The organism is Nonomuraea sp. JJY05, from assembly GCF_043496855.1.
Taxonomy (GTDB): Bacteria; Actinomycetota; Actinomycetes; order Streptosporangiales; family Streptosporangiaceae; genus Nonomuraea.
The window spans coordinates 141,531-163,766 of record NZ_JBIEIS010000013.1 but is presented as its reverse complement, the minus strand read 5'-3'; the positions used below and the strand labels follow the sequence as shown (position 1 = coordinate 163,766).

The window sequence follows — 22,236 nt, the reverse complement described above, 5'->3', positions numbered from 1 at the left end:
GTATCGTCTAACAGAAGGAGGAGGCTGCGTGACGACTGCCCGAGTCTGGTTCATCACCGGCGCGTCGAGGGGCCTCGGCAGGGCCTTCGCCGAGGCGGCGCTCGCCGCCGGGGACCGCGTCGTGGCCGCCGCCCGCGACCTCGGCCCCCTCGCCGACCTGGCCGCCGCCCACCCCGACAGCCTCGTACGGCTGACGCTGGACGTCCGCGACCGCGCGGCCGTCCGGAAGGTCGTGGACGAGGCCGCGGCGGCGTTCGGCCGGCTCGACATCGTGGTCAACAACGCCGGCGGGCTGCTGCTCGGCATGGTGGAGGAGGCCACGGAAGAGGAGATCCGCGCCCAGTTCGAGGTCAACTTCTTCGGCGCGGTCTGGGTGGCCCAGGCCGTGGTGCCGTACCTGCGGGCGCAGGGGTCCGGCCACATCCTCCAGGTCACCTCGATGGGGTCCGGCGGCGGGTTCGCGTCCGTCGGGTTCTACGCGGCGAGCAAGTCCGCGCTTGACTCGGTGAGCCAGGCGCTGGCGATGGAGGTGGCGCCGTTCGGGGTCAAGGTGACGATCGTGCAGCCGGGCGGGTACGGCACGGACCTGTTCACGCGGGGCACCACGATCGCGCGGCGACGCCCGGAGTACGAGCCGCTGCACGCCCAGCTGGCCGAGATGTGGGGCGAGGACGCCGGTCCCGACCCGAGCACCGCCGCACCGGTGATCATGGAGCTGGTCGGCCTGGCCGAGCCGCCGCTGCGGCTGATCGTCGGCGGCGCCTCGTACGACATCGTCCAGCAGATGGAAGTGGCCCGCACGGAGGAGTACCGGGCCTGGGAGCACCTCAGCCGGAAGGCGCCGGGCTGACGGCTGACCACCCATCCCCTTGTCCATGCTCGAATAAAAGGAGGCGCGCCCTTTGCGTACCGCTGCCCAACTCGTTCTCACCGACCTCACCAAGCGTTACGGCACCCGCGTCGTCCTGGACCGGGTGTCGCTCACCGTCAGACCCGGCGAGCGGATCGGCGTGATCGGCGACAACGGGTCAGGCAAGTCCACGCTGCTCAGGCTCATGGCGAGCGCTGAGCGGCCGGACAACGGCGAGCTCCTGGCCGTCGCACCCGGCGGCGTCGGATATCTGCCGCAGTCACTCGAACTGCCGCCCCACGCGACGGTGGCCGACGCCGTCGACCTGGCGCTGGCCGACCTGCGAGAGCTCGAGACCCGGATGCGGGCGGCCGAGCGATCGCTCGAAGAGGCGGACACGGAGGTGTACGCGGGGCTCGTGGCGCAGTTCGAAGCGCGGGGCGGTTACGAGGCCGACGTCCGGGTGGAGATCGCGCTGTACGGGCTCGGGCTGCCCGGACTCGACCGGAGCCGCCCGCTGGGCACGCTCTCCGGTGGCGAACGCGCCAGGCTCGCCCTGGCCGCCACGCTGGCGTCCGCTCCTGAGCTGCTGCTGCTCGACGAGCCGACCAACGACCTGGACGACCAGGCCGTGGCCTGGCTCGAACAGCGCCTGCGCGCCCACCGGGGCACGGTCGTGGCGATCACGCACGACCGGGTGTTCCTGGAGCGGGTGACCACCTCCATCCTGGAGGTCTCCGACGGGAAGGTGCGCCGCTACGGCGACGGGTACGCCGGATACCTCGCCGCCAAGGCCGCCGAACGCGCCGCGCAGGCGCGGGCCCACGAGGAGTGGAAGACGGAGCTCGACCGGCACGCCACGCTGGTGGCGGCCAACGCGGGCCGGCTGGCCGGGATCCCGCGCAAGAGCCCCAAGGCGGGCATGGGCACCGGCACGTGGCGGGCGCGCTCGCGTACACATGGGGCCGCCGGGCGCATCCGGCAGTCCCAGCAGCGGCGGCGCCGGCTCACCGAGCACCCGGCGCCGCCGCCGCCCGAGCCGCTGCGCTTCACCGCCGCCCTCGCTGCGGGGGGAACGGCCTCCGGGGCGGAGGTGGCCGCGCTCGACGGTGTGGTGGTGGCGGGCCGGCTTCGCCTTGACTCACTGACCGTCCGCGCCGGTGAGCGGCTGCTCGTCACCGGCCCGAACGGGGCGGGCAAGACCACGCTGATGCGGGTGCTCGCCGGCGAGCTGCGTCCCGACGCGGGCGAGGTACGGCGGGCCGGCCGGGTCGGATTCTTCCGGCAGGACGAGCGGGACATCGGCAGGGCCGGGCCGGCGGACCGGACGGTGCTGCGGGCCTACGCCGACGGGCGTCCAGGCAGCCTGGACGAGCACGCGGACGCGCTGCTGGCCCTGGGGCTGTTCCGGCCGTCGGACCTCGGGTTGCGCGTAGGGGAGCTCTCCTACGGCCAACGGCGCCGGATCGAGCTCGCCCGGCTGGTGAGCGAGCCCGTGGACCTGCTCCTGCTCGACGAGCCGACCAACCACCTGTCGCCGATGCTCGTGGAGCAGCTGGAGGAGGCGCTGGCCGCCTACCGGGGCGCGCTGGTGGTCGTGACGCACGATCGGCGCCTGCGGGCCGCGTTCACCGGCTCCCATCTGCACCTGGACGCGGGCGTGGCGCCGAGCCGACGGAGCGGGACGAGTACGGTGGCGTACTCGCCCCCTCTGTCAGAGCGTCACCCGCCGAAGGTCACGACGAGGCGGCCGTCCGAGGCGAAGGACCACCTCAGGGCGCCGCTGTAGGACGAGCAGCGGGACCCGTTGGAGCCGGACCAGAACTGGTTCGAGCTGTCGGCGTTGCCGACGATCCGGTCGTTGGTCCCGCTGCCGCTGCGGCACGAGACGTTGTTGCGGAACACCGAGGTGCCGGCGTCGAACGAGTAGTTGCGCTCGGCGTTGTCGATGCTGACGTTGTCGGACACCGTCATGGTGCCGGGGTTGCGGTTGTAGGTGAAGCCGTGCTTGCCGTTGTGGTAGGCGATGCTCCGCCGGATGGTGTGGTTGACCGCGATGTCCTCGCCGCCGAGCTTGTAGCCGTTGCGGTCGCCGTTGCCGGCCTGGCTGCCGTCGCTGAGGGTGCCGTTGTTGTACGACAGGGAGTCCTCGATGGTCACCGGGCCGATGGCTCCCGTGTCCGTCTTGGTGTAGAGGTCCCAGCCGTCGTCGATGTTGTTGCGGGACACGCAGTAGCGGAAGACGTTGCCGGAGCCGACGGTGAGCTTCGCGGCGAAGCCGTCGGCGTCCTCGCCGTCGGAGTCGGCGTTGTCGTGCGACAACGCGCTCAGGACGAGGTTGTTGGACGGCCACTGGTCGCGGGGAGTGTCGGAGGCGATCCGCGAGAGCTGCAGCCCCGTGTCGCGGTTGAACCGCGTCACCGTGCGCTCGAAGATGTTGTTGCTGCCGCCGACGAAGATGCCGTTGTCGCCGGCCCGCTCGACGACGATGCCGTAGACGTGCCAGTACGACCCGTTCACGGCGAGCCCGCGGTTGGCCGGGTCCTCGCTCTGGGCCGAGAAGTTCAGGATCGGGGTCTCACCCGGGTAGGCGGACAGCTTCTTGCGGGCGCTGGAGGTGCCGTTGTTGCCCGGCGCGATGGTGACCGTCTGCGAGAAGTTGTAGGTCCCGCCGCGTACGTAGATCGTTCCGCCGGCGGTGACGCGGGTGATCGCCGAGGTGAGGGTCGTCGGGTCCGACTGCGTGCCGGTGGCGCTGTCCCTGCCGTTCGGCGCCACGTACAGCGTGCTGCCCGTCGGCGGGGTCGTGCCGCCCGCGTCGACGTCGATGTAGTCGATGTTGGCCAGGCCGTTCGAGGTGGTCGGGTTGAGCTGGATGGTGTTGCTGCCCGAGCGCACCGAGACGGTGAGCGTCTTGGTGACCCAGGTGTCCCACGCGCCGGTGCCCTCGTACGAGACGTTCTGGACCGTCGACCCGTTGACGATCAGGTCGGCGGGCCGGGCGGTCGTGGTCCCGTTCGCGAACCGCACGCTCAGCGTCGCCGTCCCGGCCGCGCCGGCGTTGACGGTGAACTGGGCGGAGGCGCCGGTGGCGTTGTTGCCGTTGCAGAATCCGCTGCCCGAGTACCCGGACCAGTTGCTGTCTATGGTGCCGGTACAGACCGCGGGCGAACTCTCTGCCTCGTACCGCGTCGGTGCGGCGTGCGCGGCGGCTTGCGACAGTGCGACGAACGCGCCGGCCAACAGGCCGGCGCACGCGAGGACGGCTTTCAGGCGCATCATCCTTCTCCAATGGTGTTGGTACGGCGACGCAGGAGAAAACGAGGCCACAGTAGGAAAGCGCTTTCCGGTCGTCAACTGTCGCTGAAACTTTCATCCCGGAGGACATGCCGCCGAGCGTGAAAGCATTTCCCCCGTTGCGGCAAGAACGGGTGTGATCGTGTACAACACGCGTAACGGGACGGATCAGCTGGTGGTCCCCGATCTCTTCGACCGCTACTTCGCCGAGATCCACCGATACCTCGCCCGTCGCCTGCCCGCGGACGACGCCGACGACCTGGCCGCCGAGGTCTTCCTCGTGGCGCTGCGCGGCGGATACGACCCGGCCGTGGGAGAGGTCAGACCCTGGCTGTACGGCATCGCCACCAACCTGGTCGCGCGGCACCGCCGTACCGAGACCACGAGGTGGAAGGCGCTAGCCCGCGCGGCCGAGCGCGACCGGGACGGCCACGGGGAGCTGGATCGGGTGCTCGATCGGGTGGACGCCGCGCGTTTCACCGGCCCGCTCGCGGGGGCGCTGGCCAGGCTGAAACAGCGCGACCGCGATGTGGTGCTGCTGATCGCGCTGGGCGGTCTGAGCCACGCGGAGGTCGCCGCCGCCCTGGACATTCCCTACGGAACCGTCGCGTCCCGGCTCAACAGGGCGCGCAAGCAACTGCGCGCGGCGCTCGGCGCGCTGAAGGAGGACCTCGATGGATGAGCTCGACCTGCTCGCCCGGGCACTGCCCGACGCGCCGCCACCCTCCCCGGAGGTGGTGGCCCGCGCCCGGGCCCGCCTCGCCGCCGGCCGTACCCGCTCCCGTACGCGGGTGTGGGTGTGGGCGCTCGGCGCGGCCATGGCCACCGCGGCGGTGGTCACGGCGATCACGGTGCTGGCCGGCGTGGTCTCCGCGCCCGCTCCGGTGCTGGTCCAGCCGCGGAACGCGGAGCTGCTGCAGCTGGCCGACCGCGTCGAGCGGCTGCCTGACCAAAGGGGCGCCTACTGGCGGGAGGTGATGATCACCGGCGACCGCGTGTCGGCGGGGGGTTACAAGCTGCGGACCCGGCAGCGCATCGAGCGCAGGGTTCCCCTGAACACCGCGGAGCGGTCCACGATCGTGTCCTACGCGCCGACCGCGCTCCCGGCCTCCTCGGCCGACGAACGCGCCTGGCGGGCGGCGGGAGCGCCGGCCCGGGTCAGGCCGCGCTGCGCCAAGGGCAACCCCGCCGACGAGTGCCGTCCGGTCCGGATCACCGATCGGCTCTACGACTGCGGATGGAGCGAGCGAGGCGACGCCCAAGTGGGGGACTCCTCGGTCGCGAGCTTCACGCTCGCCGATCTGGCCGCCATCCCCGCCGACCGGAACGGCCTGCTCGCCAAGCTTCGCGAGTATCACCGGGTATGGGGGAGCCGAGGGTTCGACGAGCCCTTCGAGGAGTTCCTCCCGATCGCGGGAAATCTGTTGCACATGCCGATCCGCCCGCAGCTCCGTGCCGCGATCCTGCGCCTGCTGGCCGAGCTGCCCGGCACCAAGGTGCACGGTATGGCCACCGATCCGCTGGGCAGGCAGGCGCTGTCCGTCACCTTCACCCGTGACATGGGGTCTCCCGCGTACACGAACGACCTCCTGGACCCGCGGACCGGCGCCGAACTGGCCCGAGTCGGCTATGCGCCGGGGAGCTCCGGGGGTGACCTCCTGATCTACACCGTGTGGGCGCCCGAGACGGGCTGGACCACGCAGCGGCCCCCTCTGCCGAAGTCCTGCAAGGCCAGCCGGTAGGAACAGCCACGGTTCCCGTTGATCGGCCCGCTCACCGACCGCTTCGACCGGCGACGTCTCCGGATCGCCTGCGACCTGGGCTCGGTGGTCCCGGTGGGCGGGCTGCTGGTCGCCTTCCACACCGGCTCGGTGGCGCCGGCCCTGGGTTGCCTGGCCGTCCTGTCGGTGTTCGCCGCGGTGGCCGGGCCCATCCCCGAGGCCGCGTTGCCCAACCTCGTCACCGGCCGAGACCTCCCGCCGGCCCAGACCATGCTGGGCAGCCTGTACTCGGCCGGTGCCGGCCGTCATGGCCGCCTTCGTAGGGCGACCCGCCCGGGACCGGCCGGAATATCGCCGTCCGTGCCCGGGCTGACCCCGTCATGACCGAGATTATGGTGACCGGGGCGACCGGGAACGTGGGCCGGCAGGTCGTGGCCGGGCTGACGTCCGCCGGTGGCTCCGTGCGGGCGTTGGTGAGGGATGCCCGGAGGGTGCGGCTTCCAGGGGGAGTGGAGGTCGTGGAGGGGGACCTGGGCGTGCCCGGCACGCTGGAGCGGGCCCTGACCGGGGTGGAGACGGTGTTCCTGGTCTGGCCCTTCCTCAGCGCCGAGGGCGCCCCCGCCGTGCTGGAGGTGATCAAGAGCCGGGCCCGCCGGGTCGTCTACCTCTCGTCGTCGGGGGTGGACGACGAGGCGCAGCGGCAGGGCGACCCGATCAACCAGTTGCATGCCGACATGGAGGGGCTGATCGGGAAGTCCGGGCTGCGGTGGACCGTCCTGCGGTCGAACACCATCGCCTCCAACACCCGGGGATGGGCGGCGCAGATCCGTGCCACCGGTGTCGTACGGGGGCCTGAGATCGCCGCCACCGCGGTGATCGACCCGCGCGATGTCGCGGATGTGGCGGTACGGGTGCTGGTCGACGACGGGCACGACGGGGCCACGTACGTGCTGACCGGGCCGCAGGTGGTGGGCCGGGCCGAGCAGGTGCGCGCGATCGGGGAGGCCGTCGGGCGCCCGCTGCGGTTCGAGAAGGTGCCCGTACAGGCCGCGCGTGAGCAGATGCTCGCGGACGGCAGGCCGCCTGCCCTGGTGGAGGCCCTGCTGGCCAGTGCGGAGGCGCGGCCGCGGTCGGAGCTGATCACCTCGACGGTGGAGGAGATCACCGGGACCCCGCCGCGTACGTTCGGGCGATGGGCCGCGGACCACGCGGGCGAATTCCGCTGAGCACGAGCCTGCCCACCGCCGCCGCCTCAGCGGTCAGGGCCGGTAGAACCTGCTGTACGCCGCGCGCGTCGGCGCACAGCATCGTGAACTTCCGCGAGGGGCGATGGGAAGGGGGATGGCTCGGTGCCCGCCATCCATGTCGAAGTCCCAGCGCCCCTGACGATGAGGACCAGCGGCGCGTCAGTTGCCGAGGATCTGGTTGACCAGTGTCGAGACCCCGATGGCGTCCAGGAACGACGAGGGCCTCTCCACCGTGAGATCGGTCGGTGACTCGATCAGCCAGGTGTCGGTGGCCGGGGACCAGGTGGTGACCGTGTTGCAGGGCACCGCGCCCAGCCAGACCGAGTCGACGACCTGCGTGATCCCTAGAGAGGCCAGCAGCGACGAGCGCGTCGAGGCCGCCGTCGTGCACGGCGCCGTGTATCCGGGGCCGAGCAGCCCGTCGACCAGGCCGACGACGCCGCCGGCCTTGTACATGGGGACTCTCTGGCCGCACGTCGTCGTCCGGTTGACCCAGGTCCGGCCGTCGACGTAGCTCGGGCGTCCGTACCACGGCGGCCCCAGCGGCGACTCGTTGAAGACCGATTCGGTCAGGGCGTCGAAGTCCTCGGCCCAGGACGACTGCGTGCTGTAGCTGACGACGTTGTTGTTGCCGCACAGGACGGTGTCCACGGCCCCCTCTTCTGCGGCGGCCGGCCCGGCGGCCAGCAGCAGGCCGGAAGTCGCGGCGAATGCGGCAATGGCGTGCTTGTACATGGTGCTCCCTGCGGATGGTAATCCGGTTATCCGCAGAGATCATTACCCTTAGTGGTGGTTGAATTACTTCATAGTTGTATCTAGCCCTCTTTACCGAGAGGTCCTATTCTCACGACTCGTGAAACTTCTCATGTCCGTGGCGCTGACGGGCGCCCTCATGATGCCCTTGGCCGGTACAGCTACCGCTCAGGCGGCTGCATACCCCGTCAAATCCTCCCAATTGACCGCCAACTCGCTCTATGCGGCGGGCGCACTGCCGACGAGCACCTGTACGGAGGAGTCGCTCAAGCCGAACAATCTCAAGCAGGCTCGCGACTACCTCGACGCGGTCGTCGCCTGCCTGGAAACCACGTGGCAGCAGCACCTCACGAACGCCGGATTGACCTACAGGCCGGTCAAGGTGCGGCACATGAACCGGATTCCCAAGAAGTACTGCGGCTTCGAGGTAGGAAAAGAGAATTCGCAGGCCTGGTACTGCGAGAGCACCGAAACGCTGGTCTTCCAGCTCGGCGAGGACTGGCTCGACGAGCCCGACGACCTCTGGCTGTTCGACACGGCGGCCTCCATGTACGGCTACCACGTGCAGAAATTGGCCGGAATCACCAAGGCTTACGATAAATTGTCCTATGGCAAAAAGGCGGAGATGTACGAGCAGGACCGCCGTGCGAGCCTCCAGACCGAATGCTTCGGGGCTGCCTTCATCAAGAGCGTCTGGCCGCTCGAAGGCAGGAACCTGAGCGACTGGAACGCGCTCGTCCAGCTCCTGCAGGGCGACGACCCCGATGCGTTCCGCGACTACGGCAAGCCTGCCTCCGTGCGCTACTGGCTCAAGCGCGGATTCACCACCGGTGACCCCGGCTCGTGCAACACCTGGGCGGCCCCCTCGTCCAAGGTGGCCTGACCGCACGTCCGCGGTGGTCCACCGGGCCACCGCGGACGTCTCGATAAGCTCGTCCCATGTATCCCCCCATCGAGCCGTACGACCACGGCATGCTCGACACCGGTGACGGCAACCTCGTCTACTGGGAGGTCTGCGGCAACCCGGAAGGGAAGCCCGCGCTCGTGGTCCACGGCGGCCCCGGATCGGGGTGCAAGACGGGGGCGCGCCGCCTCTTCGACCCGGATCGCTACCGGGTCGTCCTGTTCGACCAGCGAAACTGTGGCCGCAGCCGCCCGCACGCCGGCGACCCGTCCGTCGACCTGAGCACCAACACGACCCACCACCTCGTCGCCGACATGGAGCGGCTGCGCGAGCACCTCGGCATCGACAAGTGGCTGCTCTACGGCGGCTCGTGGGGCTCGACGCTGATGCTGGCCTACGCCGAGGCCCATCCCGAACGCGTGTCGGAGATGGTCATCGTGGCCGTCACGACCACGCGCCGCTCCGAGATCGACTGGCTCTACCGCGGCGTCGGGCGGTTCTTCCCGGAGGAGTGGGAGCGCTTCAGGCAGGGCGTCCCCGAGACCGATCGCGACGGTGACACCTTCGCGCTGCTGGCGGCGTACTCGCGGCTCATGGCCGACCCCGATCCCGAGGTCCGCGCGAAGGCGGCCAGAGACTGGGTCACCTGGGAGGACGCGGTGATCTCCATGGAGCCCAACGGCAAGCCGAACGCCTACAGCGACCGCCCGGCCGAGGCGGTGCTGGCGCTCGTCCGGATCTGCTCCCACTACTTCTCCAACGCCGCCTGGCTGGAGGAGGGGGTGCTGCTGCGGGAGGCGGGGCGGCTGGCCGGGATCCCCGGCGTGCTGATCCACGGCCGTCTCGATCTCGGCGGCCCGCTGGAGACGGCCTGGGAGCTGGCGAAGGCATGGCCGGACGCCAAGCTGGTCGTCGTGGACGACTCCGGGCACACCGGCAGCGGCACGCTCTCCAAGGAGCTGCTCGCCGCCCTCGACGGCTTCGCCGGGCGGTGAGAGGGCGGGACCCGCGGCTCGCGATCGTCTGGGGCGTCAGGACGGCGCCAGTGGTGACCATCGCCTCGCCGTCGGTTCGATTCCGTACGGGTGAGCCGCGGGTCCGCGGGGGACAGCGTGCTGACAACCGCATGCCCACTCGCTGACCTGCAGCAACAGTAGCTTCGCCGACTGTCTGGACACCACCGAATTAATCGCCCGTGCGCGGAGGATTCCCCCGCCGTGCCCGCGACGGTCACCCTGACGCTGTCTCGAAAATGTCGCAAATAGTGTCTCAATATTATGCGGACAGGTGGCGGTAGAGGGTGGCGCGGGAGACGCCGAGGGCGCGGGCGATCTCGGCGGCCGTGTGCCGGCCCGAGGCGTGCATGCGCCTGGCCCTGTCGATGGGACTCCTCGCCCGGAGCTCATAGGAGGACGTGGGCCTCACCCGGCGAGATCAGGTCATACGGGAGGCGCCAGGACAAAGTAGCGGTCGAGCCGGCTCTTGTCGCCGCGCACGTCGAGGCCGTCGGCCGGGATGCGGTTCCAGAGGAACAGCATGAGGTCCGACGCGCTCCCGGCCAGCTCGACGTTGAAATCGCCGCCGTCCGCCCCGGAGGACAGCCGTACGTCCGGGCCGTCGAAGTGGACCGCCCAGTCGCCCTCGCCGTCCGTGCGCCGGAAGCGGAACCGCTCGCCCGCTCCGGCGGGCGCCTGCGTCCACTCCCGCCGCGCGGGCACCATGACCTCGAACGTCTGCGTGACCGCGTCGGCCGCCACGTCCTCGTGGATCGGGCGCGGGACGCCGAGGGCGTTCTCGGCGTCCCAGCGGTGCACGGCGGCCTCGATGGTCTGCATGCGCACCCAGAACCCGACGGTCTGCTCCTTCGACCACGTCCACGCCGGATCGCCGGCGTCGCGCTCGTTGAACAGGGCCTCCAGCCGGGCCGCCCCTTCCTCGAACCAGTCGAGCACCCCGTCCGGGATCGGCCCGAGATTGGGCGCGTGCTGCGGGTCGGGCCACCCCGTGAGGTCCGGCGGCAGCCCGGCGAAGGACAGGTCGGAGCCGTCCGGCGGCCCGTCGCGCCGGTCCTCGATGATGCTGAACACACCCCGGTGCACGGAGCCCAGGTGGATCAGCAGATCGGCGACCGACCAGCCGGGGCAGGAGGGCACCGGGGGCGCGGCGCCGGTGTCCGCCGCCTGCCGGGCGGCGTCCTGGAAGGTTCGGACCTCTCGGTGAAAGCGCGAAGCGGGTTCCATTCCCCTCACTGTGCCTCAGCCGGCTGGTCCTTCTCCACCGACTTCTCCGATGGCGGCCGCCCGAGGGCGTGAGCGACGGCGGCGGTGACCAGGGCGGCGGCCACCAGCAGGGCGCTCACCCACAGCGGCGAGCGCAGCCCGAGCCCCGCCCCGATGGTCAGGCCGCCCAGCCACGGGCCGAGCGTCGCGCCCACGTTGAGCGCGGCCGTGGCGAACCCGCCGGCCAGGGTGGGCGCGCCGGTGGCCGCGTACAGCACCTGCGAGATCAGCGTGGAGCCCACGGCGAACGAGAGCGTCCCCTGGACGAAGACGAGCACGACCGCGGGCACCGGCGCGCCTGCCGTCAGCGCGAAGAGGGCCCAGCCGGCGGCCAGCGCCGGCCCGCAGATCACCAGGAGCCGGATCGGCCGCCGGTCGGCCACCCGGCCGCTGACGCTCACGCCGGCGAACGAGCCCAGCCCGAACAGGGCCAGCATCAGGGGCATCCAGGAGGACCCGATCCCGGTGTCCCCGGTGAGCAGGGGCGCGAGGTAGGTGAACGTGCAGAAGGTGCCGCCGTTCACCAGAGCGGCCAGCAGGAGGAGGACCAGCAGCCGCGGCCGGCGCAGCGCCCGCAGCTCCCCGCGGGCCCGCGTGCCGGCCGGGGCGGGGGCCCCGGCCGGCACGGACCTGAGCACCGCGACGACGGCCGGGAGCAGCGCGACGGCCACCGCCCAGAACGCCGAGCGCCAGCCCCACATCTCGCCCAGCAGCGCGCCGCCCGGCACGCCCGCGACGCAGGCGATCGTGACGCCGCCGAGAAGCACGGAGGTGGCGCGCCCCTTGGCGTCGGAAGGCGCGAGCGCGACGGCGGTCGCCATGGCCACCGCCAGGAAGCCGGCGTTGGCCAGCGCCGCGATCACCCGCGTGCCGAGCAGCACGGCGTAGCTGGTGGTGAGCGCGCCCACCACGTGCACGACCAGGAACGTGACCAGGAAGGCCAGCAGCGCGAACCGCCGGGACCAGCGCAGGCTGAGCACCGCCATGAGCGGCGCCCCGACCACCATCCCGACGGCGAAGGCCGAGGTGAGCAGCCCCGCGGCGGGGATGGACACCCGCAGGTCCCGCGCGATGCCCGGGATGAGCCCGGACAGCATGAACTCGGACGTCCCCTGGGCGAAAACCGCCAGTCCGAGCAGGTAGACAGCGAAAGGCATGAGAGAACTCCGCGACCGTATCGAGGATCGACAGGGAAGCGGGCAGGCCGGAGAAAGGTCCTGCCCCGCTGGGGAACTGGCCGCATCACGAAGAACCGCACGGCTCGCGGAGAGCCCGGCGTCAGCGCGAGACAGCCACCGGATGACCGGTGGCTAGCGTCTTGACGCCTCGGGGCTGGACATGAGGGCGAACGTAGCAAGGCGCCGCGCCCCGCGCAAATGCTATCTTGGACCAGACGTTCCAAGTTAGGGTGCGGAGGCGCCGATGCCCGACGTGAAGCATTTCGATCCCGACGCGGTGCTGGAGCAGGTGGAGCGCCTGTTCTGGCAGCGCGGCGCCGCCACCACGGGCATCGCGGAGGTGCTCGCGGCGACCGGCCTCAGCCGTTCCAGCCTGTACGCGACCTACGGCGGCAAGCAGGACCTCTACGTGCGGGCGCTGCGCCGCTACGTCGAGCAGCGCTCGCAGCCGATGTTCCGGACGCTGGCCGACGACGGGCGCGGGCTGCCCGCCATCGAGGCGTTCTTCGACCGCCTGATCCGGATCAGGTGCGCGGGCGAGCACGCGCGCTGGGGCTGCATGGCGACCAACGCCAACGCCGAAGGCGCGGACCCGGGCGTGCGCCAGGTGCTGGACCAGCACCACGACCGGCTCCGCGCGACGATGCGCACGGCCCTGGAGGCGGCCGGCGCCCAGGGGCAGCTCGCCGACGGCCTCGACCTCGACGCGACCGCGGAGTCCCTGACCCTGCTGGCCTACGGGGTCAACCTCCGCTCGCGCGCCGGCGCGGACCCGGCCGCCCTGCGCAAGGGCGCGTCCGCCGCACTCGATTCGCTCAGAAGGGAAGCATGATGAAGCCGCAGGTAGTGATCTTCGATGTGAACGAGACGCTGACCGACATGGAGCCGATGCGGGGCAGGTTCGAGGAGGTGGGATTGTCCGGCGAGCAGATGGCGACGTGGTTAGCGAGCGTGCTGCGCGACGGGTTCGCGCTCGCGGCGGCGGGCGGTTTCGCCGAGTTCGGCCGGATCGCCGCCGACGTGCTCGGGGAGATGGGGGCCGGGGACGAGGCGGTGAGCCACGTGCTGAAGGGGTTCACCGAGCTGCGGGTGCATCCCGACGTCCCCGAGGGCATGCGGCTGCTGCGCGAGGGCGGCATCCGCCTGTTCACCATGACGAACGGGGCGGCGGCCATGACCGAGGGGATCCTGCGCCGTGAAGGGCTGCTCGATCTGGTGGAGGCCACGCTGGACGTGAGCGGCCCCCGTGCGTGGAAGCCCGCCCGCGCGGCCTACGAGTACGCGACCGGCCAGGCCGGGGTACGGCCCGACCAGGCGGTCCTGGTCGCGGTGCACCCATGGGACATCGACGGGGCCCAGCGGGCCGGGCTGTCGGGGGCCTGGCTGGAGCGGCGCGGCACGCCGTACCCGGGCGTGATGAGCGCCCCGCGCCTGTCGACCCCCGACCTGGTCTCGCTGGCCAGGCGCATCACCGGTTAGGGAAGAAGTCCGCGCCCTGGACGTACTCCATCGCCTTCGTGAAGACGGGGTCGGTCATGCGGCGCTCCAGCTCCTCGGGCGCGACCTCCTCGACGCGCGCCTGGACCCACCACAGGTTGCCGAACGGATCGCGGACCCGCCCGACCCGGTCGCCCCAGAACAGGTGCGTGACGTCGGTCACCGACGTCCCGCCCGCCTCGACGGCCCGGCGGTGGGTGGCGTCGGCGTCGGGGACGTACAGGCGCAGGAAGGCGGGGGTGGGCGGCCAGCCGGGAGCCGAGTCGAACATCATCACCACCGCGTCCCCGATCCGCACCTCCGCGTGCCCGATGCGCCCCTCGTCGTCGGTCACGCGGGCCAGCTCGACGGCGTCGAACGCGGCCTTGAGGTAGTCGATGAGCCCCGCGGTGTCGGAGCCGATGATCCACGGCGTGACGGTGGTGTATCCCTCTGGAATGTTCATGCCGGAAGGCTATTCAGGATGTAGGCCAGATCATGTCCTAGATGCGCCCGCGAGCAAGAAATCCAGCACCAGAGGGCTCGCGACCTCCCTGAACTCCTCGAAGTACGCGTGCCGCGCCCCCTCGATCATCCGCAGCTCCGCCCCCAGGATGCGGTCGGCCAGCAGCGGGGCGTTGGCCGCCGGGTTGAACACGTCGTCGGTGCCGTGCACCACCAGCGTGGGCGCGGCGATGGAGGGCAGCGCGTCCCAGCTGTCGTGCCCGGCGCTGGCGGCCAGGTGGCGGCGGCGCGCGTACGCGGGCATGGCCGGGTCGCCGACCGTGTGGTACGGGCCGGGGTGGCCGGCCAGCCAGGCGGGCGTGTACATGAGCTCCAGCAGCGCCCGCTCGGCGGCGGCCCGGTCCGGCTGGGCCAGCGACCTGCGCACGTCGTTGTCCCGCTCGAACCCGTGGGCGCCGCCCGGCGAGCTGCAGCCGAGCACCAGCGACCCGACCCGCTCGGGATGGTCGGCCGCCAGCCACTGGGCCACCCGCCCGCCCATCGACGTCCCGTAGACGTGCGCCTTCTCCACGCCCAGCTCGTCGAGCACGGCCAGCACGTCGGCGGCGAACCCGCGGGTGGTGTACGGCTCGTCGGGTTTGTCGCTGCCGCCCGTGCCGCGGTAGTCGAAGGTGACGGTGCGGAACTCCTGCTCGAAGTCCGGGCGGACGGGATCCCACCAGCGGTGCTCGTTGGCCTGTCCCTGCAGGAGGACGAGGGGCTGCCCGCCGCCGCGGACCTGGTAGGACAGCTTGACGCCGTCCACGGCTGTCGCAAATGGCATGTCTGGCATCGTAGGGGTGTCCGGTGAGCGGGGGTGGCTCCGACGTACCTGGTGAGAGGCACACGAGAGAGGACTCGGTCACCATGAAGTACATGATCTTGTCGTACGGCACGCAGCAGGACTACGACGTCCTGTCCGGCAAGGACGCCGAAGGGCAGCCCGCCTGGTCGCCGGAGGACGTCGCGGCGATGCACCGGTTCATGGAGGCGTTCAACAAGGAGCTGGAGGAGTCCGGCGAGCTCGTCGAGACGCGGGGCCTGGTCGCGCCCGTGCACACCAGGAGGCTCGAACTGCGCGACGGCGTCCCGGTCGTGACGGACGGCCCGTACGCGGAGACGCAGGAGGTGCTCGCGGGCTACTGGATCGTCGAGTGCGACAGCTTCGACCGGGCGACCGAGATCGCCGGGCGCCTGTCGAAGTGCCCGAGCCCCGGCGGCGTCTGGGACGGCAGCGTGACCGACGTCCGGCCCATCGCCGAGGGCGCCGCGGACCTGGGGTTCTGATCGACGGCATGGCGGCCGAGGACCTGCTGCGCGAGCTGGCGCCGCAGGTTCTCGGCGCGGTGGTGCGGCGTTACGGGCATTTCGCCACCGCCGAGGACGCCGTCCAGGAGGCGCTGCTGGCGGCCGCGCTGCAGTGGCCGAAGGAGGGCGTACCGGACGATCCGCGGGCATGGCTGATCACCGTCGCCGCGCGCCGGCTGACCGACCTGCTCCGCAGCGAGCAGGCGCGCCTGCGCCGCGAGGACACCGTGGCGGCCTGGAGGCTGCCGGAGGACTGGCTGGCGCCCGCCGCCGACCAGCCCGTCCCCGGGGCGGACGACACGCTGATCCTGCTGTTCATGTGCTGCCACCCGTCGTTGTCGCCGGCCTCGCAGATCGCGCTCACCCTGCGCGCGGTCGGCGGCCTGACGACGGCGGAGATCGCCCGCGCGTTCCTGGTGCCCGAGGGCACGATGACGCGCCGCATCACGCGGGCCAAGCAGCGGGTCAAGGACAGCGGCCTGCCGTTCGGGCTGCCCAGGGGGGAGGAGCGGGCCGAGCGCCTCGCCGTGGTGCTGCACGTACTCTACCTGATCTTCAACGAGGGGTACGCCGGCACGTCGGGGGCCGACCTGGTGCGCGCGGAGCTGACAGACGAGGCGATCCGGCTGGCCCGCATGGCGCACCGGCTGCTGCCCGACGACCCCGAGGTGGCGGGGCTGCTCGCGCTCATGCTGCTCACCGACGCGCGGCGTCCGGCGCGTACGGGCCCCGACGGCGCGCTGATCCCCATGGCCGAGCAGGACCGCGGCAAGTGGCACGCCGGCTACGTCGCCGAGGGCGTCGACCTGGTCACCCGGGCGCTCACCCGCGGCACACCGGGCCCCTACCAGCTCCAGGCGGCGATCGCGGCCGTGCACGACGAGGCGCCGAGCGCGGAGGAGACCGACTGGCCGCAGATCGTCGTGCTGTACGAGCTGCTGATGCGCGTCGCGGGCAACCCCATGGTGGCACTCAACCACGCCGTCGCCGTGGCCATGGCCCGCGGCCCGCTCGCGGGGCTCCGCCTGCTCGAACCCCTCCAGGAGCACCTGTCGGGCGACCACCGGCTGCACGCGGTCCGCGGGCACCTGCTGGAGATGGCGGGCGACCACGCGGCCGCCCGCGACTCCTACGAGGAGGCGGCCAGGCGTACGACCAGCTTCCCGCAGCAGCGTTACCTGCGTGGCAGGGCGGCGCGGCTCTAGCCCTTTTTCGCCTCGACGTACCATTCGCGGCCGAGCAGCAGGCCGAACACGGGCGCCGGGAGCCGCACGAGCACTCTCGCGACGGCGGACAGCCGGCCGCTGCCGCTGATCTGGGAGTGGTGGGCGGCCAGCGCCCGCTGCTTCCGCGCGGCGTAGCGGCGCACGTCGATCCTGTGGGTGATGGCCTCGCTGGGGCTGTACCTCCCGGCCAGCTCGCGTTCGTCGTAGCGGAGGGGGATCCGGAGCAGGCGGATCAGGCGTACCAGCCGGACCGCGACGTCGCGCGGGAGCGTGGCCTCCAGCACGCGGGGCACCCCGGCCAGCTCGGCGGCCCGCTTGCCGACCTCGTGCACCCTGACGTGGTCGCGGTGGCCGTACCCGCCGTTGGGGTCGTAGCTGAGCAGGAGGTCCACCTTCTCCTCGCGCAGGATCGCGGCGAGCCTGGCCGCGGCCTCCTCCGTGCTCGCGCGCACGAACCGCATCCGGTCCGGCGGGTCGGGATACAGGTCCTTGCCGTGCCCGCTGTCGGCGTAGCCCAGGTGCTCGACGCGCGCCACGCCCAGCTCGGCAGCGGCGGCGCGCAGCTCGTTCATCCTGGTCGTGCCGCCCTCCGCGACGGACTTCATGACGCCGTCGGTCGCGACCACGACGATCACGCGGTGGCCCTCGTCGGCGGCGCGGGCGAGCGTGCCGCCGGTCAGGAGCACCTCGTCGTCCGGATGAGCGTGGAACGCCAGGAGTGTCGCCATGGATGGCCACCCTATATTCCATTGACGGAGTGAGTGCTCACTCCGTAACTTGATAGCCATGACGAACACAACAGGCCGGCGACGCGCGCCGGCGATGAGCCCAGAACAGCGCCGCGACATGATCGTCCGGGCGGCGCTCCCGTTGGTGGTGGAGTACGGCACCTCCGTGACCACCGCCCAGGTCGCCCGCGCGGCGGGCATCGGCGAAGGCACGATCTTCCGGGCCTTCGGCGACAAGGAGACCCTGCTGGCCGCCTGCATGGCGGAGGCGGCGCGGCCCGACGACACGCTCGCGCACGTGGGGGCGATCGCGCTGGACGTGCCGCTGGAGGAGCGGCTGATCGAGGCCGCCGATACGCTGCGCGGCTACCTGGCCCGGATGGGCGCGGTCGCGGGCGCCCTGACCGCCTCGGGCGGCCTCCGCCGCGACCCCCGCCTCCTGGACGCCCCCTCAGAGGAGGGCCGTGGCGCGACCTCCGACGCACCCGAAGAGGGGCGTGGCGCGCAAGGAGGGGCCGGGCGGGCGCTCTCGGGACGGGAGGCGTCGATGGCGGCCACCCGCGAGGTCCTGTCCGGGCTGTTCGAGCCAGAGCGCGACGACCTCAGGCTGCCCCCGGAGCGGCTGGCCGAGGCGTTCCAGTTCCTGATCCTGGCCTCCGGGCGGGGCGGGTCCTCCCCGCTCACCTCGGCCGAGCTGGTCGACCTGTTCCTGCACGGCGCCCTGAAGGGCGGCGAGGCCGGGTGACGGACCTCTACGAGGACCTCCCGGCCCGCAGCCGCACGGCGGTGACGTACGCCCTGCTCGGCTGCGCCTTCCTGGGCATGCTGGACGGCACCGTGGTCGGCACCGCTCTCCCGCGCATCGTCGAGCAATTAGGCGGGTCGGGCTCGTGGTACGTGTGGCTGGTCACCGCGCAGCTCGGCGGCACCCTGAGCCTGGCCTGCACGCAATCCCTGCTCGCCGGGCCCAGGGTCACGGCGGGTGGTCTGGGGGCGACGGTGGCATGGATCGGCGGGGTGGCGGGGGTGCCGGCGGTCGCGGCCATCCTCGCCATGCGCGACACCGCCGTCACGGCCCCGCCCAAGGTCCCGGCCCGCCCTTAGGGCAGGGGGTGGCGGCGCGGCCTCGGAAATTCGTGTCGGGGTGGGGAATGTTCGGCGGGCGGGTGTGGTTACATAGATCGTGGCCGGTGTGTCCAGTGTCCCCGGGCCTCACCTATTGCCTTCGCGGAATACCGTTCGGCTGGAGCCGCGTTGTGCCTTTCGCCGAGAGGCGACCTGCACACCGGTTCGCATACGTTGAGCGCCCGCCCTCTCCGGAGGGGGGGCGCTCAATAATTTCCGCTCAATACTTCCCGTAGTACGGGTCCGTGACGCCTCCGGGAGAGCTCAGCGCCTCCGTGTCGAGCCCGGTCAGCCGGGCCCCCGCCTGGTAGGCGCTGTCCAGGAACTCCAGCACGGACGCGACCGGATCACCCATCGCGCGCACGTCGTCGTACCGGAGGATGGCCAGGTGGCTGCCCCGGGCGGGCAGCCACTCGGCCTCGACGGGCCGCAGCGGCTCGAGTTCGAGGCCCTTGGGCTCCGGCGCGGTGTAGGAGTAGAAGGCCGGCCACGGCCGCTCCTTGTCGCCGAACCAGAACCCCGAGCTGATGACCTCCCAGCTGTACGCCTCCCGCGTGACCGGGTCCGCGTCGGGCGAGACCCGGACCACGCGGCCGGTGAAGCGCGTCACGGCGATGTCGAACGTGTGCCAGAAGTGGTGCACCGGCGAGGTCTTGCCGGCGAAGTCGGCGGCGAAGCGGTCGAGGAGCTGCACCACCTGCGACAGGATCCGCCAGTAGCGATTGATCAGGACGGGGTCGTACCGGGCGTGCAGGGTGTCGTCGGCGAACGGCGTGTCGTCGCCCAGGTCGAACGGCACGGCCCAGATCTCCGGCCGGATCCCCAGCCCCGCGAGCGTCTCGAAGAGCCGGTCGTGGAACGACGCCACCGACCGCCCGATCAGGCTGAACTCCGCGCTGCGCCCGTCGAGGACGTCCACCACCAGCCGGTGGCGGACCAGGTCGAAGTCGATGCTGAACAGCGCTTGCTCGCCCAGCCCGCCCATCGGCCGCGTGGTGAGCCCGCGGCCGGTCGGGTGGAAGGGCACCTGCCACCAGTGGTTGCGCCGGTTGCTCGACGACAACCGGATCTTCCCCACGATCTGCGCGAACCTGTGAAAGGTCTCCTTGGCCTCCGCCCACTCGGCGAGCGGCATGGCTGGGAACAACTCCATGAGACCAATGGTAACTACCGTATGTAATGGGACAGTTCCCACGGGTCATGGGCAGAGAAGACTGTGACGCCGTGGTCGTGCGCGAGCGAGCGCAGGCGTTCCTGGCTCGACACCCGGCGCTCGGCGTCGACCTGGGCGCCGACCTGCACGATGTCCATCAGCGGGTGCGCTTGCGGCTCGCGGTCCAGCTCGCCGTGGTAGAAGTACGCGTCCCCCGCGTGCAGCAGCCAGCGCTCGCCGTCGTTGACCGCCACGCCGGCGTGCCCGCGGGTGTGCCCGTCCAGCGGCACGAGCAGGAAGTCCTCGCCCAGCCCCGTCAGCGGCCGCACTCCGTCCACGCCCAGCCACCGGGTGCCCGTGTCCGGATAAGTCACCCATTTTGGTGAGTGGGCCCAGTGGCCCGGGCGGTAGCGGCGGTTCGGGGCCTGAGCGATGGCGTCCTCCAGCTCGACCTCCATGACGTGCACCTGGGCGTGCGGGAAGTCGGGCAGGCCGCCGCTGTGGTCCACGTCCAGGTGGGTCAGCACGATGTGCCGTACGTCGAGCGGGTCGTAGCCGAGCGCGGCGACCTGCCGTACGGCGGTCTCGTCGGGCGAGAGCAGCGGCCCGACGAGCTCCGCCCACTCGCGCTCCAGCATCTCCTCGGGCTTGGCCACGTCGTCGAGGCCCAGCCCGGCCTCGACCAGGACGAGCCCGGAGGCGGGCGTCTCGACCAGCAGCGCGTGGCACACGGCGGGCGCCGCCGGCTGTCCGTCCAGGGATTCGATCTCGCGCATGGAGCCGAGATTCAGGTGGTGAATTCGCATGCGCACTAGACTGCGACTTGAAGCGCGGTTCAAGTCAAGGAGCCAGGTCGTGGCAGACACGTTGATCGACATAGGCGAGGTGGCCAGGCAGAGCGGGCTGGCCGCGTCGGCGCTGCGGTTCTACGAGCGCAAGGGGCTCATCCAGGCGGAAGGACGCAACGGCCTGCGCCGCGCGTACCGGCCCGAGACGCTGGAGCGCCTGGCGCTGATCACGTGCGCCCGCGACGCGGGGTTCACGCTGTCGGAGATCGCCGAGTTCCTGCGCGCCAGGCCGTCCGACGCGAGGCTGCGCGAGCGCATGGCGGCCAAGGAGCGCGAGGTCTCCGAGCGGGTCGCGCAGCTCACCCGGTTGCGCGACAGCCTGCGGCACGCGGTGACCTGCGACCACGACCCGCTCGTGGAGTGTCCCGAGTTCAAGCAGGCCGTGCGCCGCGTGCCGCTGGGCTGAGCACGCTCGTCAGCTCGGGTTGACGTACTTCCTCGGTCGCAGGGCATGGGCGCGCAGGGCCGCCAGGGCGGCGAGCTGGCCGGAGCGGTCCATCCGCACCGCCAGCTCGTCACTGAAGGCCAGCCCCAGGGCGGTGAGCTGCGAGATCAGGTCGGCCACCGGCGCGGCGACGTCCTCCACGGTCGTGGTGGGATGCCAGCCCTCGCCGCCGACCACTTCCGCCACCCGCTCGCGCAACTCGGTGGGCGACATCAGCGTGCCGTCGGCCAGCAGCATCAGCGCGGCCTCCCGCGCCGACACCTCGAACTCGTGCTTGCCCCTGGCCAGCAGCAGCCTCGTGACCGACGACCACATGGCCGACTTCGACTTGAGCAGCCGCCGGCCGTAGTCGGTGATGGCCAGCTTCGTGCCGTCGCGGCTGATCGCGCCCAGCTCCCGCTCGGCCAGCTCGCGCAGCCTGAGCGCCTCGGGCGAGGGTGCCAGCCGCAGCGGCAGGCTCTCCTCCGAGGCGGCCAGGGTGAGGAGTCGGTGCAACGGGGGCAGGGCCTGGGGGGTGATGGGCGCGTGCAGGCGCACCTCGAACGGCTGGGCGAGCTCGCGCCTGGCCGGGCCGCGGCCCAGCACCCAGCGGTTGAGGCGTTCGCCGTGCACCCGGTTGAGCCAGCTGTCGCCGCCCAGCTCGGAGCGGGGCTCGGTGAGCCAGCGGCGGGTCAGGGCGGTGCGGTCGACGGTCTCGCCGGCGACGATCGCCAGTTCCAGGGCGGCGGAGCAGGCGATGTGCGCGCCCAGCTCCTCGGGCCCCATGATCATGCTCCACTGCAGTTCGGGGACGTCGGGCGGGAGCACACCCGTGGCCTCGAGCGCCTGCTGATAGGCGCCGGTGCCGGCGTCCTCACCCTCGCGGGCGTAGGTACGGAGGATCTGGAGGGTCGTGGGTGACACGCACAGAGCGGCATAGCGCTCCATCCCGCCGAGCTGGAGCAGCCGGCCGAGCGAACGTGCCAGACGTTCGTGGTCGCCGCCCACCTTGAGCGGCAACGTGTACCAGAGGAACTCGCAGACGTCGAGCTGGGTCACCGTTTCCAGCGGCTCCCCACCCGTCAGCCATTCGACGGCGGTCCTGGCCTCCTCGGCCAGCTCCGGCTGAGAGCGCTCCAACTCGGCGAGCAGGGCGGTGACATCCGGTGCACTCATGCCTCGAAGTTTGCCGTATCGACCCCTGGCCTGACGATG

The 22,236-nt window shown here is 71.6% G+C and carries 25 protein-coding genes and 1 pseudogene; 15 read left to right on the top strand and 11 right to left on the bottom strand.

Annotation, left to right across the window (positions count from 1 at the left end; translation table 11 throughout):
• Positions 1–28 precede the first annotated feature (28 nt).
• Complete coding sequence (locus ACFKCF_RS22325; protein ID WP_394496280.1) at positions 29–850, top strand: SDR family NAD(P)-dependent oxidoreductase; 822 nt, start codon at positions 29–31, stop codon at positions 848–850.
• Positions 851–902: 52 nt separating this feature from the next.
• Positions 903–2,510, top strand: a pseudogene (locus tag ACFKCF_RS22320) (TlrC/CarA/OleB/SrmB family ABC-F type ribosomal protection protein); the annotation flags it as partial.
• Positions 2,511–2,572: 62 nt separating this feature from the next.
• Here ACFKCF_RS22320 and ACFKCF_RS22315 read toward each other — a convergent pair.
• Positions 2,573–4,132, bottom strand: a complete 1,560-nt coding sequence (locus tag ACFKCF_RS22315; protein ID WP_394496279.1) for a carbohydrate-binding protein — start codon at positions 4,130–4,132, stop codon at positions 2,573–2,575.
• Positions 4,133–4,289: 157 nt separating this feature from the next.
• Here ACFKCF_RS22315 and ACFKCF_RS22310 point away from each other — a divergent pair, with 157 nt between their 5' ends.
• From ACFKCF_RS22310 to ACFKCF_RS22295, 4 genes are read left to right on the top strand one after another with little or no spacing between them, the layout of a single operon-like run.
• Positions 4,290–4,829, top strand: coding sequence for an RNA polymerase sigma factor (locus tag ACFKCF_RS22310; protein WP_394496278.1), 540 nt, complete (start codon positions 4,290–4,292; stop codon positions 4,827–4,829).
• The gene (locus ACFKCF_RS22305; RefSeq protein WP_394496276.1) at positions 4,822–5,889 is read left to right on the top strand and encodes a CU044_5270 family protein; all 1,068 of its coding nucleotides are present in this window, start codon (positions 4,822–4,824) and stop codon (positions 5,887–5,889) included. Before ACFKCF_RS22310 ends, ACFKCF_RS22305 begins: the two co-directional genes overlap by 8 nt.
• 18 nt (positions 5,890–5,907) lie before the next feature.
• On the top strand, positions 5,908–6,252 hold the full coding sequence (locus ACFKCF_RS22300; protein ID WP_394496274.1) for a hypothetical protein: 345 nt from the start codon (positions 5,908–5,910) through the stop codon (positions 6,250–6,252).
• The gene (locus ACFKCF_RS22295; RefSeq protein WP_394496273.1) at positions 6,249–7,094 is read left to right on the top strand and encodes an NAD(P)H-binding protein; all 846 of its coding nucleotides are present in this window, start codon (positions 6,249–6,251) and stop codon (positions 7,092–7,094) included. The genes ACFKCF_RS22300 and ACFKCF_RS22295 overlap by 4 nt, the downstream gene beginning before the upstream one ends.
• A 180-nt stretch (positions 7,095–7,274) precedes the next feature.
• Here the strand turns inward: ACFKCF_RS22295 and ACFKCF_RS22290 are convergent, their stop codons facing one another.
• Positions 7,275–7,850 carry a hypothetical protein gene (locus ACFKCF_RS22290; RefSeq protein WP_394496271.1) on the bottom strand — a complete coding sequence of 192 codons (576 nt, stop codon included), beginning with the start codon at positions 7,848–7,850 and terminating at the stop codon, positions 7,275–7,277.
• 118 nt (positions 7,851–7,968) lie between these two features.
• Between ACFKCF_RS22290 and ACFKCF_RS22285 the strand changes: the two genes are divergently transcribed.
• Positions 7,969–8,751, top strand: a complete 783-nt coding sequence (locus ACFKCF_RS22285; RefSeq protein ID WP_394496269.1) for a neutral zinc metallopeptidase — start codon at positions 7,969–7,971, stop codon at positions 8,749–8,751.
• 56 nt (positions 8,752–8,807) lie between these two features.
• Complete coding sequence (gene pip / locus ACFKCF_RS22280; RefSeq protein WP_394496268.1) at positions 8,808–9,767, top strand: prolyl aminopeptidase; 960 nt, start codon at positions 8,808–8,810, stop codon at positions 9,765–9,767.
• Between the two features lie 280 nt (positions 9,768–10,047).
• On the opposite strand, the gene ACFKCF_RS22275 is transcribed toward pip, so the two are convergent.
• Genes ACFKCF_RS22275 through ACFKCF_RS22265 form a run of 3 tightly spaced genes read right to left on the bottom strand, consistent with a single transcriptional unit; the run spans position 10,048 to position 12,208 of the window.
• Positions 10,048–10,197 (bottom strand): helix-turn-helix domain-containing protein, encoded by a 150-nt coding sequence (locus ACFKCF_RS22275; protein WP_394496266.1) that lies wholly within the window; start codon positions 10,195–10,197, stop codon positions 10,048–10,050.
• Between the two features lie 14 nt (positions 10,198–10,211).
• Entirely contained in the window at positions 10,212–11,012 is an 801-nt protein-coding gene (locus ACFKCF_RS22270; protein ID WP_394496265.1) for a maleylpyruvate isomerase family mycothiol-dependent enzyme, read from the bottom strand.
• 5 nt (positions 11,013–11,017) lie between these two features.
• Positions 11,018–12,208 carry a Cmx/CmrA family chloramphenicol efflux MFS transporter gene (locus tag ACFKCF_RS22265; RefSeq protein WP_394496263.1) on the bottom strand — a complete coding sequence of 397 codons (1,191 nt, stop codon included), beginning with the start codon at positions 12,206–12,208 and terminating at the stop codon, positions 11,018–11,020.
• A gap of 265 nt (positions 12,209–12,473) precedes the next feature.
• Between ACFKCF_RS22265 and ACFKCF_RS22260 the strand changes: the two genes are divergently transcribed.
• Together ACFKCF_RS22260 and ACFKCF_RS22255 are read left to right on the top strand one after the other, a co-directional pair.
• Positions 12,474–13,061, top strand: a complete 588-nt coding sequence (locus ACFKCF_RS22260) for a TetR/AcrR family transcriptional regulator (protein WP_394496262.1) — start codon at positions 12,474–12,476, stop codon at positions 13,059–13,061.
• Positions 13,058–13,708, top strand: a complete 651-nt coding sequence (locus ACFKCF_RS22255) for a haloacid dehalogenase type II (RefSeq protein ID WP_394496260.1) — start codon at positions 13,058–13,060, stop codon at positions 13,706–13,708. The genes ACFKCF_RS22260 and ACFKCF_RS22255 overlap by 4 nt, the downstream gene beginning before the upstream one ends.
• Here ACFKCF_RS22255 and ACFKCF_RS22250 read toward each other — a convergent pair.
• Positions 13,698–14,171, bottom strand: coding sequence for a VOC family protein (locus ACFKCF_RS22250; protein WP_394496258.1), 474 nt, complete (start codon positions 14,169–14,171; stop codon positions 13,698–13,700). The genes ACFKCF_RS22255 and ACFKCF_RS22250 overlap by 11 nt on opposite strands.
• 30 nt (positions 14,172–14,201) lie before the next feature.
• Positions 14,202–14,993 carry an alpha/beta fold hydrolase gene (locus tag ACFKCF_RS22245; protein WP_394496257.1) on the bottom strand — a complete coding sequence of 264 codons (792 nt, stop codon included), beginning with the start codon at positions 14,991–14,993 and terminating at the stop codon, positions 14,202–14,204.
• An 83-nt stretch (positions 14,994–15,076) separates the two neighbouring features.
• Between ACFKCF_RS22245 and ACFKCF_RS22240 the strand changes: the two genes are divergently transcribed.
• Positions 15,077–15,496 (top strand): YciI family protein, encoded by a 420-nt coding sequence (locus ACFKCF_RS22240; RefSeq protein WP_394496255.1) that lies wholly within the window; start codon positions 15,077–15,079, stop codon positions 15,494–15,496.
• A gap of 8 nt (positions 15,497–15,504) precedes the next feature.
• Positions 15,505–16,722, top strand: coding sequence for an RNA polymerase sigma factor (locus tag ACFKCF_RS22235; RefSeq protein WP_394496253.1), 1,218 nt, complete (start codon positions 15,505–15,507; stop codon positions 16,720–16,722).
• Here ACFKCF_RS22235 and ACFKCF_RS22230 read toward each other — a convergent pair.
• The gene (locus ACFKCF_RS22230) at positions 16,719–17,471 is read right to left on the bottom strand and encodes a PIG-L deacetylase family protein (protein ID WP_394496252.1); all 753 of its coding nucleotides are present in this window, start codon (positions 17,469–17,471) and stop codon (positions 16,719–16,721) included. The two genes, ACFKCF_RS22235 and ACFKCF_RS22230, sit on opposite strands and share 4 nt — an antisense overlap.
• A 58-nt stretch (positions 17,472–17,529) precedes the next feature.
• On the opposite strand from ACFKCF_RS22230, the gene ACFKCF_RS22225 reads away from it, so the two are divergent.
• A complete protein-coding gene (locus ACFKCF_RS22225; protein WP_394496251.1) occupies positions 17,530–18,216 on the top strand; it encodes a TetR/AcrR family transcriptional regulator in 687 nt (228 codons plus the stop codon).
• The gene (locus ACFKCF_RS22220; RefSeq protein WP_394496249.1) at positions 18,213–18,575 is read left to right on the top strand and encodes a hypothetical protein; all 363 of its coding nucleotides are present in this window, start codon (positions 18,213–18,215) and stop codon (positions 18,573–18,575) included. Before ACFKCF_RS22225 ends, ACFKCF_RS22220 begins: the two co-directional genes overlap by 4 nt.
• 241 nt (positions 18,576–18,816) lie before the next feature.
• Here ACFKCF_RS22220 and ACFKCF_RS22215 read toward each other — a convergent pair whose 3' ends face one another.
• Positions 18,817–19,749 (bottom strand): DUF5996 family protein, encoded by a 933-nt coding sequence (locus ACFKCF_RS22215; RefSeq protein ID WP_394496247.1) that lies wholly within the window; start codon positions 19,747–19,749, stop codon positions 18,817–18,819.
• Positions 19,750–19,763: 14 nt separating this feature from the next.
• On the bottom strand, positions 19,764–20,555 hold the full coding sequence (locus ACFKCF_RS22210) for an MBL fold metallo-hydrolase (RefSeq protein WP_394496245.1): 792 nt from the start codon (positions 20,553–20,555) through the stop codon (positions 19,764–19,766).
• A gap of 49 nt (positions 20,556–20,604) precedes the next feature.
• Here ACFKCF_RS22210 and ACFKCF_RS22205 point away from each other — a divergent pair, with 49 nt between their 5' ends.
• Entirely contained in the window at positions 20,605–21,003 is a 399-nt protein-coding gene (locus ACFKCF_RS22205; RefSeq protein ID WP_394496243.1) for a MerR family transcriptional regulator, read from the top strand.
• A 9-nt stretch (positions 21,004–21,012) separates the two neighbouring features.
• Here ACFKCF_RS22205 and ACFKCF_RS22200 read toward each other — a convergent pair whose 3' ends face one another.
• On the bottom strand, positions 21,013–22,197 hold the full coding sequence (locus ACFKCF_RS22200) for a hypothetical protein (RefSeq protein ID WP_394496241.1): 1,185 nt from the start codon (positions 22,195–22,197) through the stop codon (positions 21,013–21,015).
• Positions 22,198–22,236 lie beyond the last annotated feature (39 nt).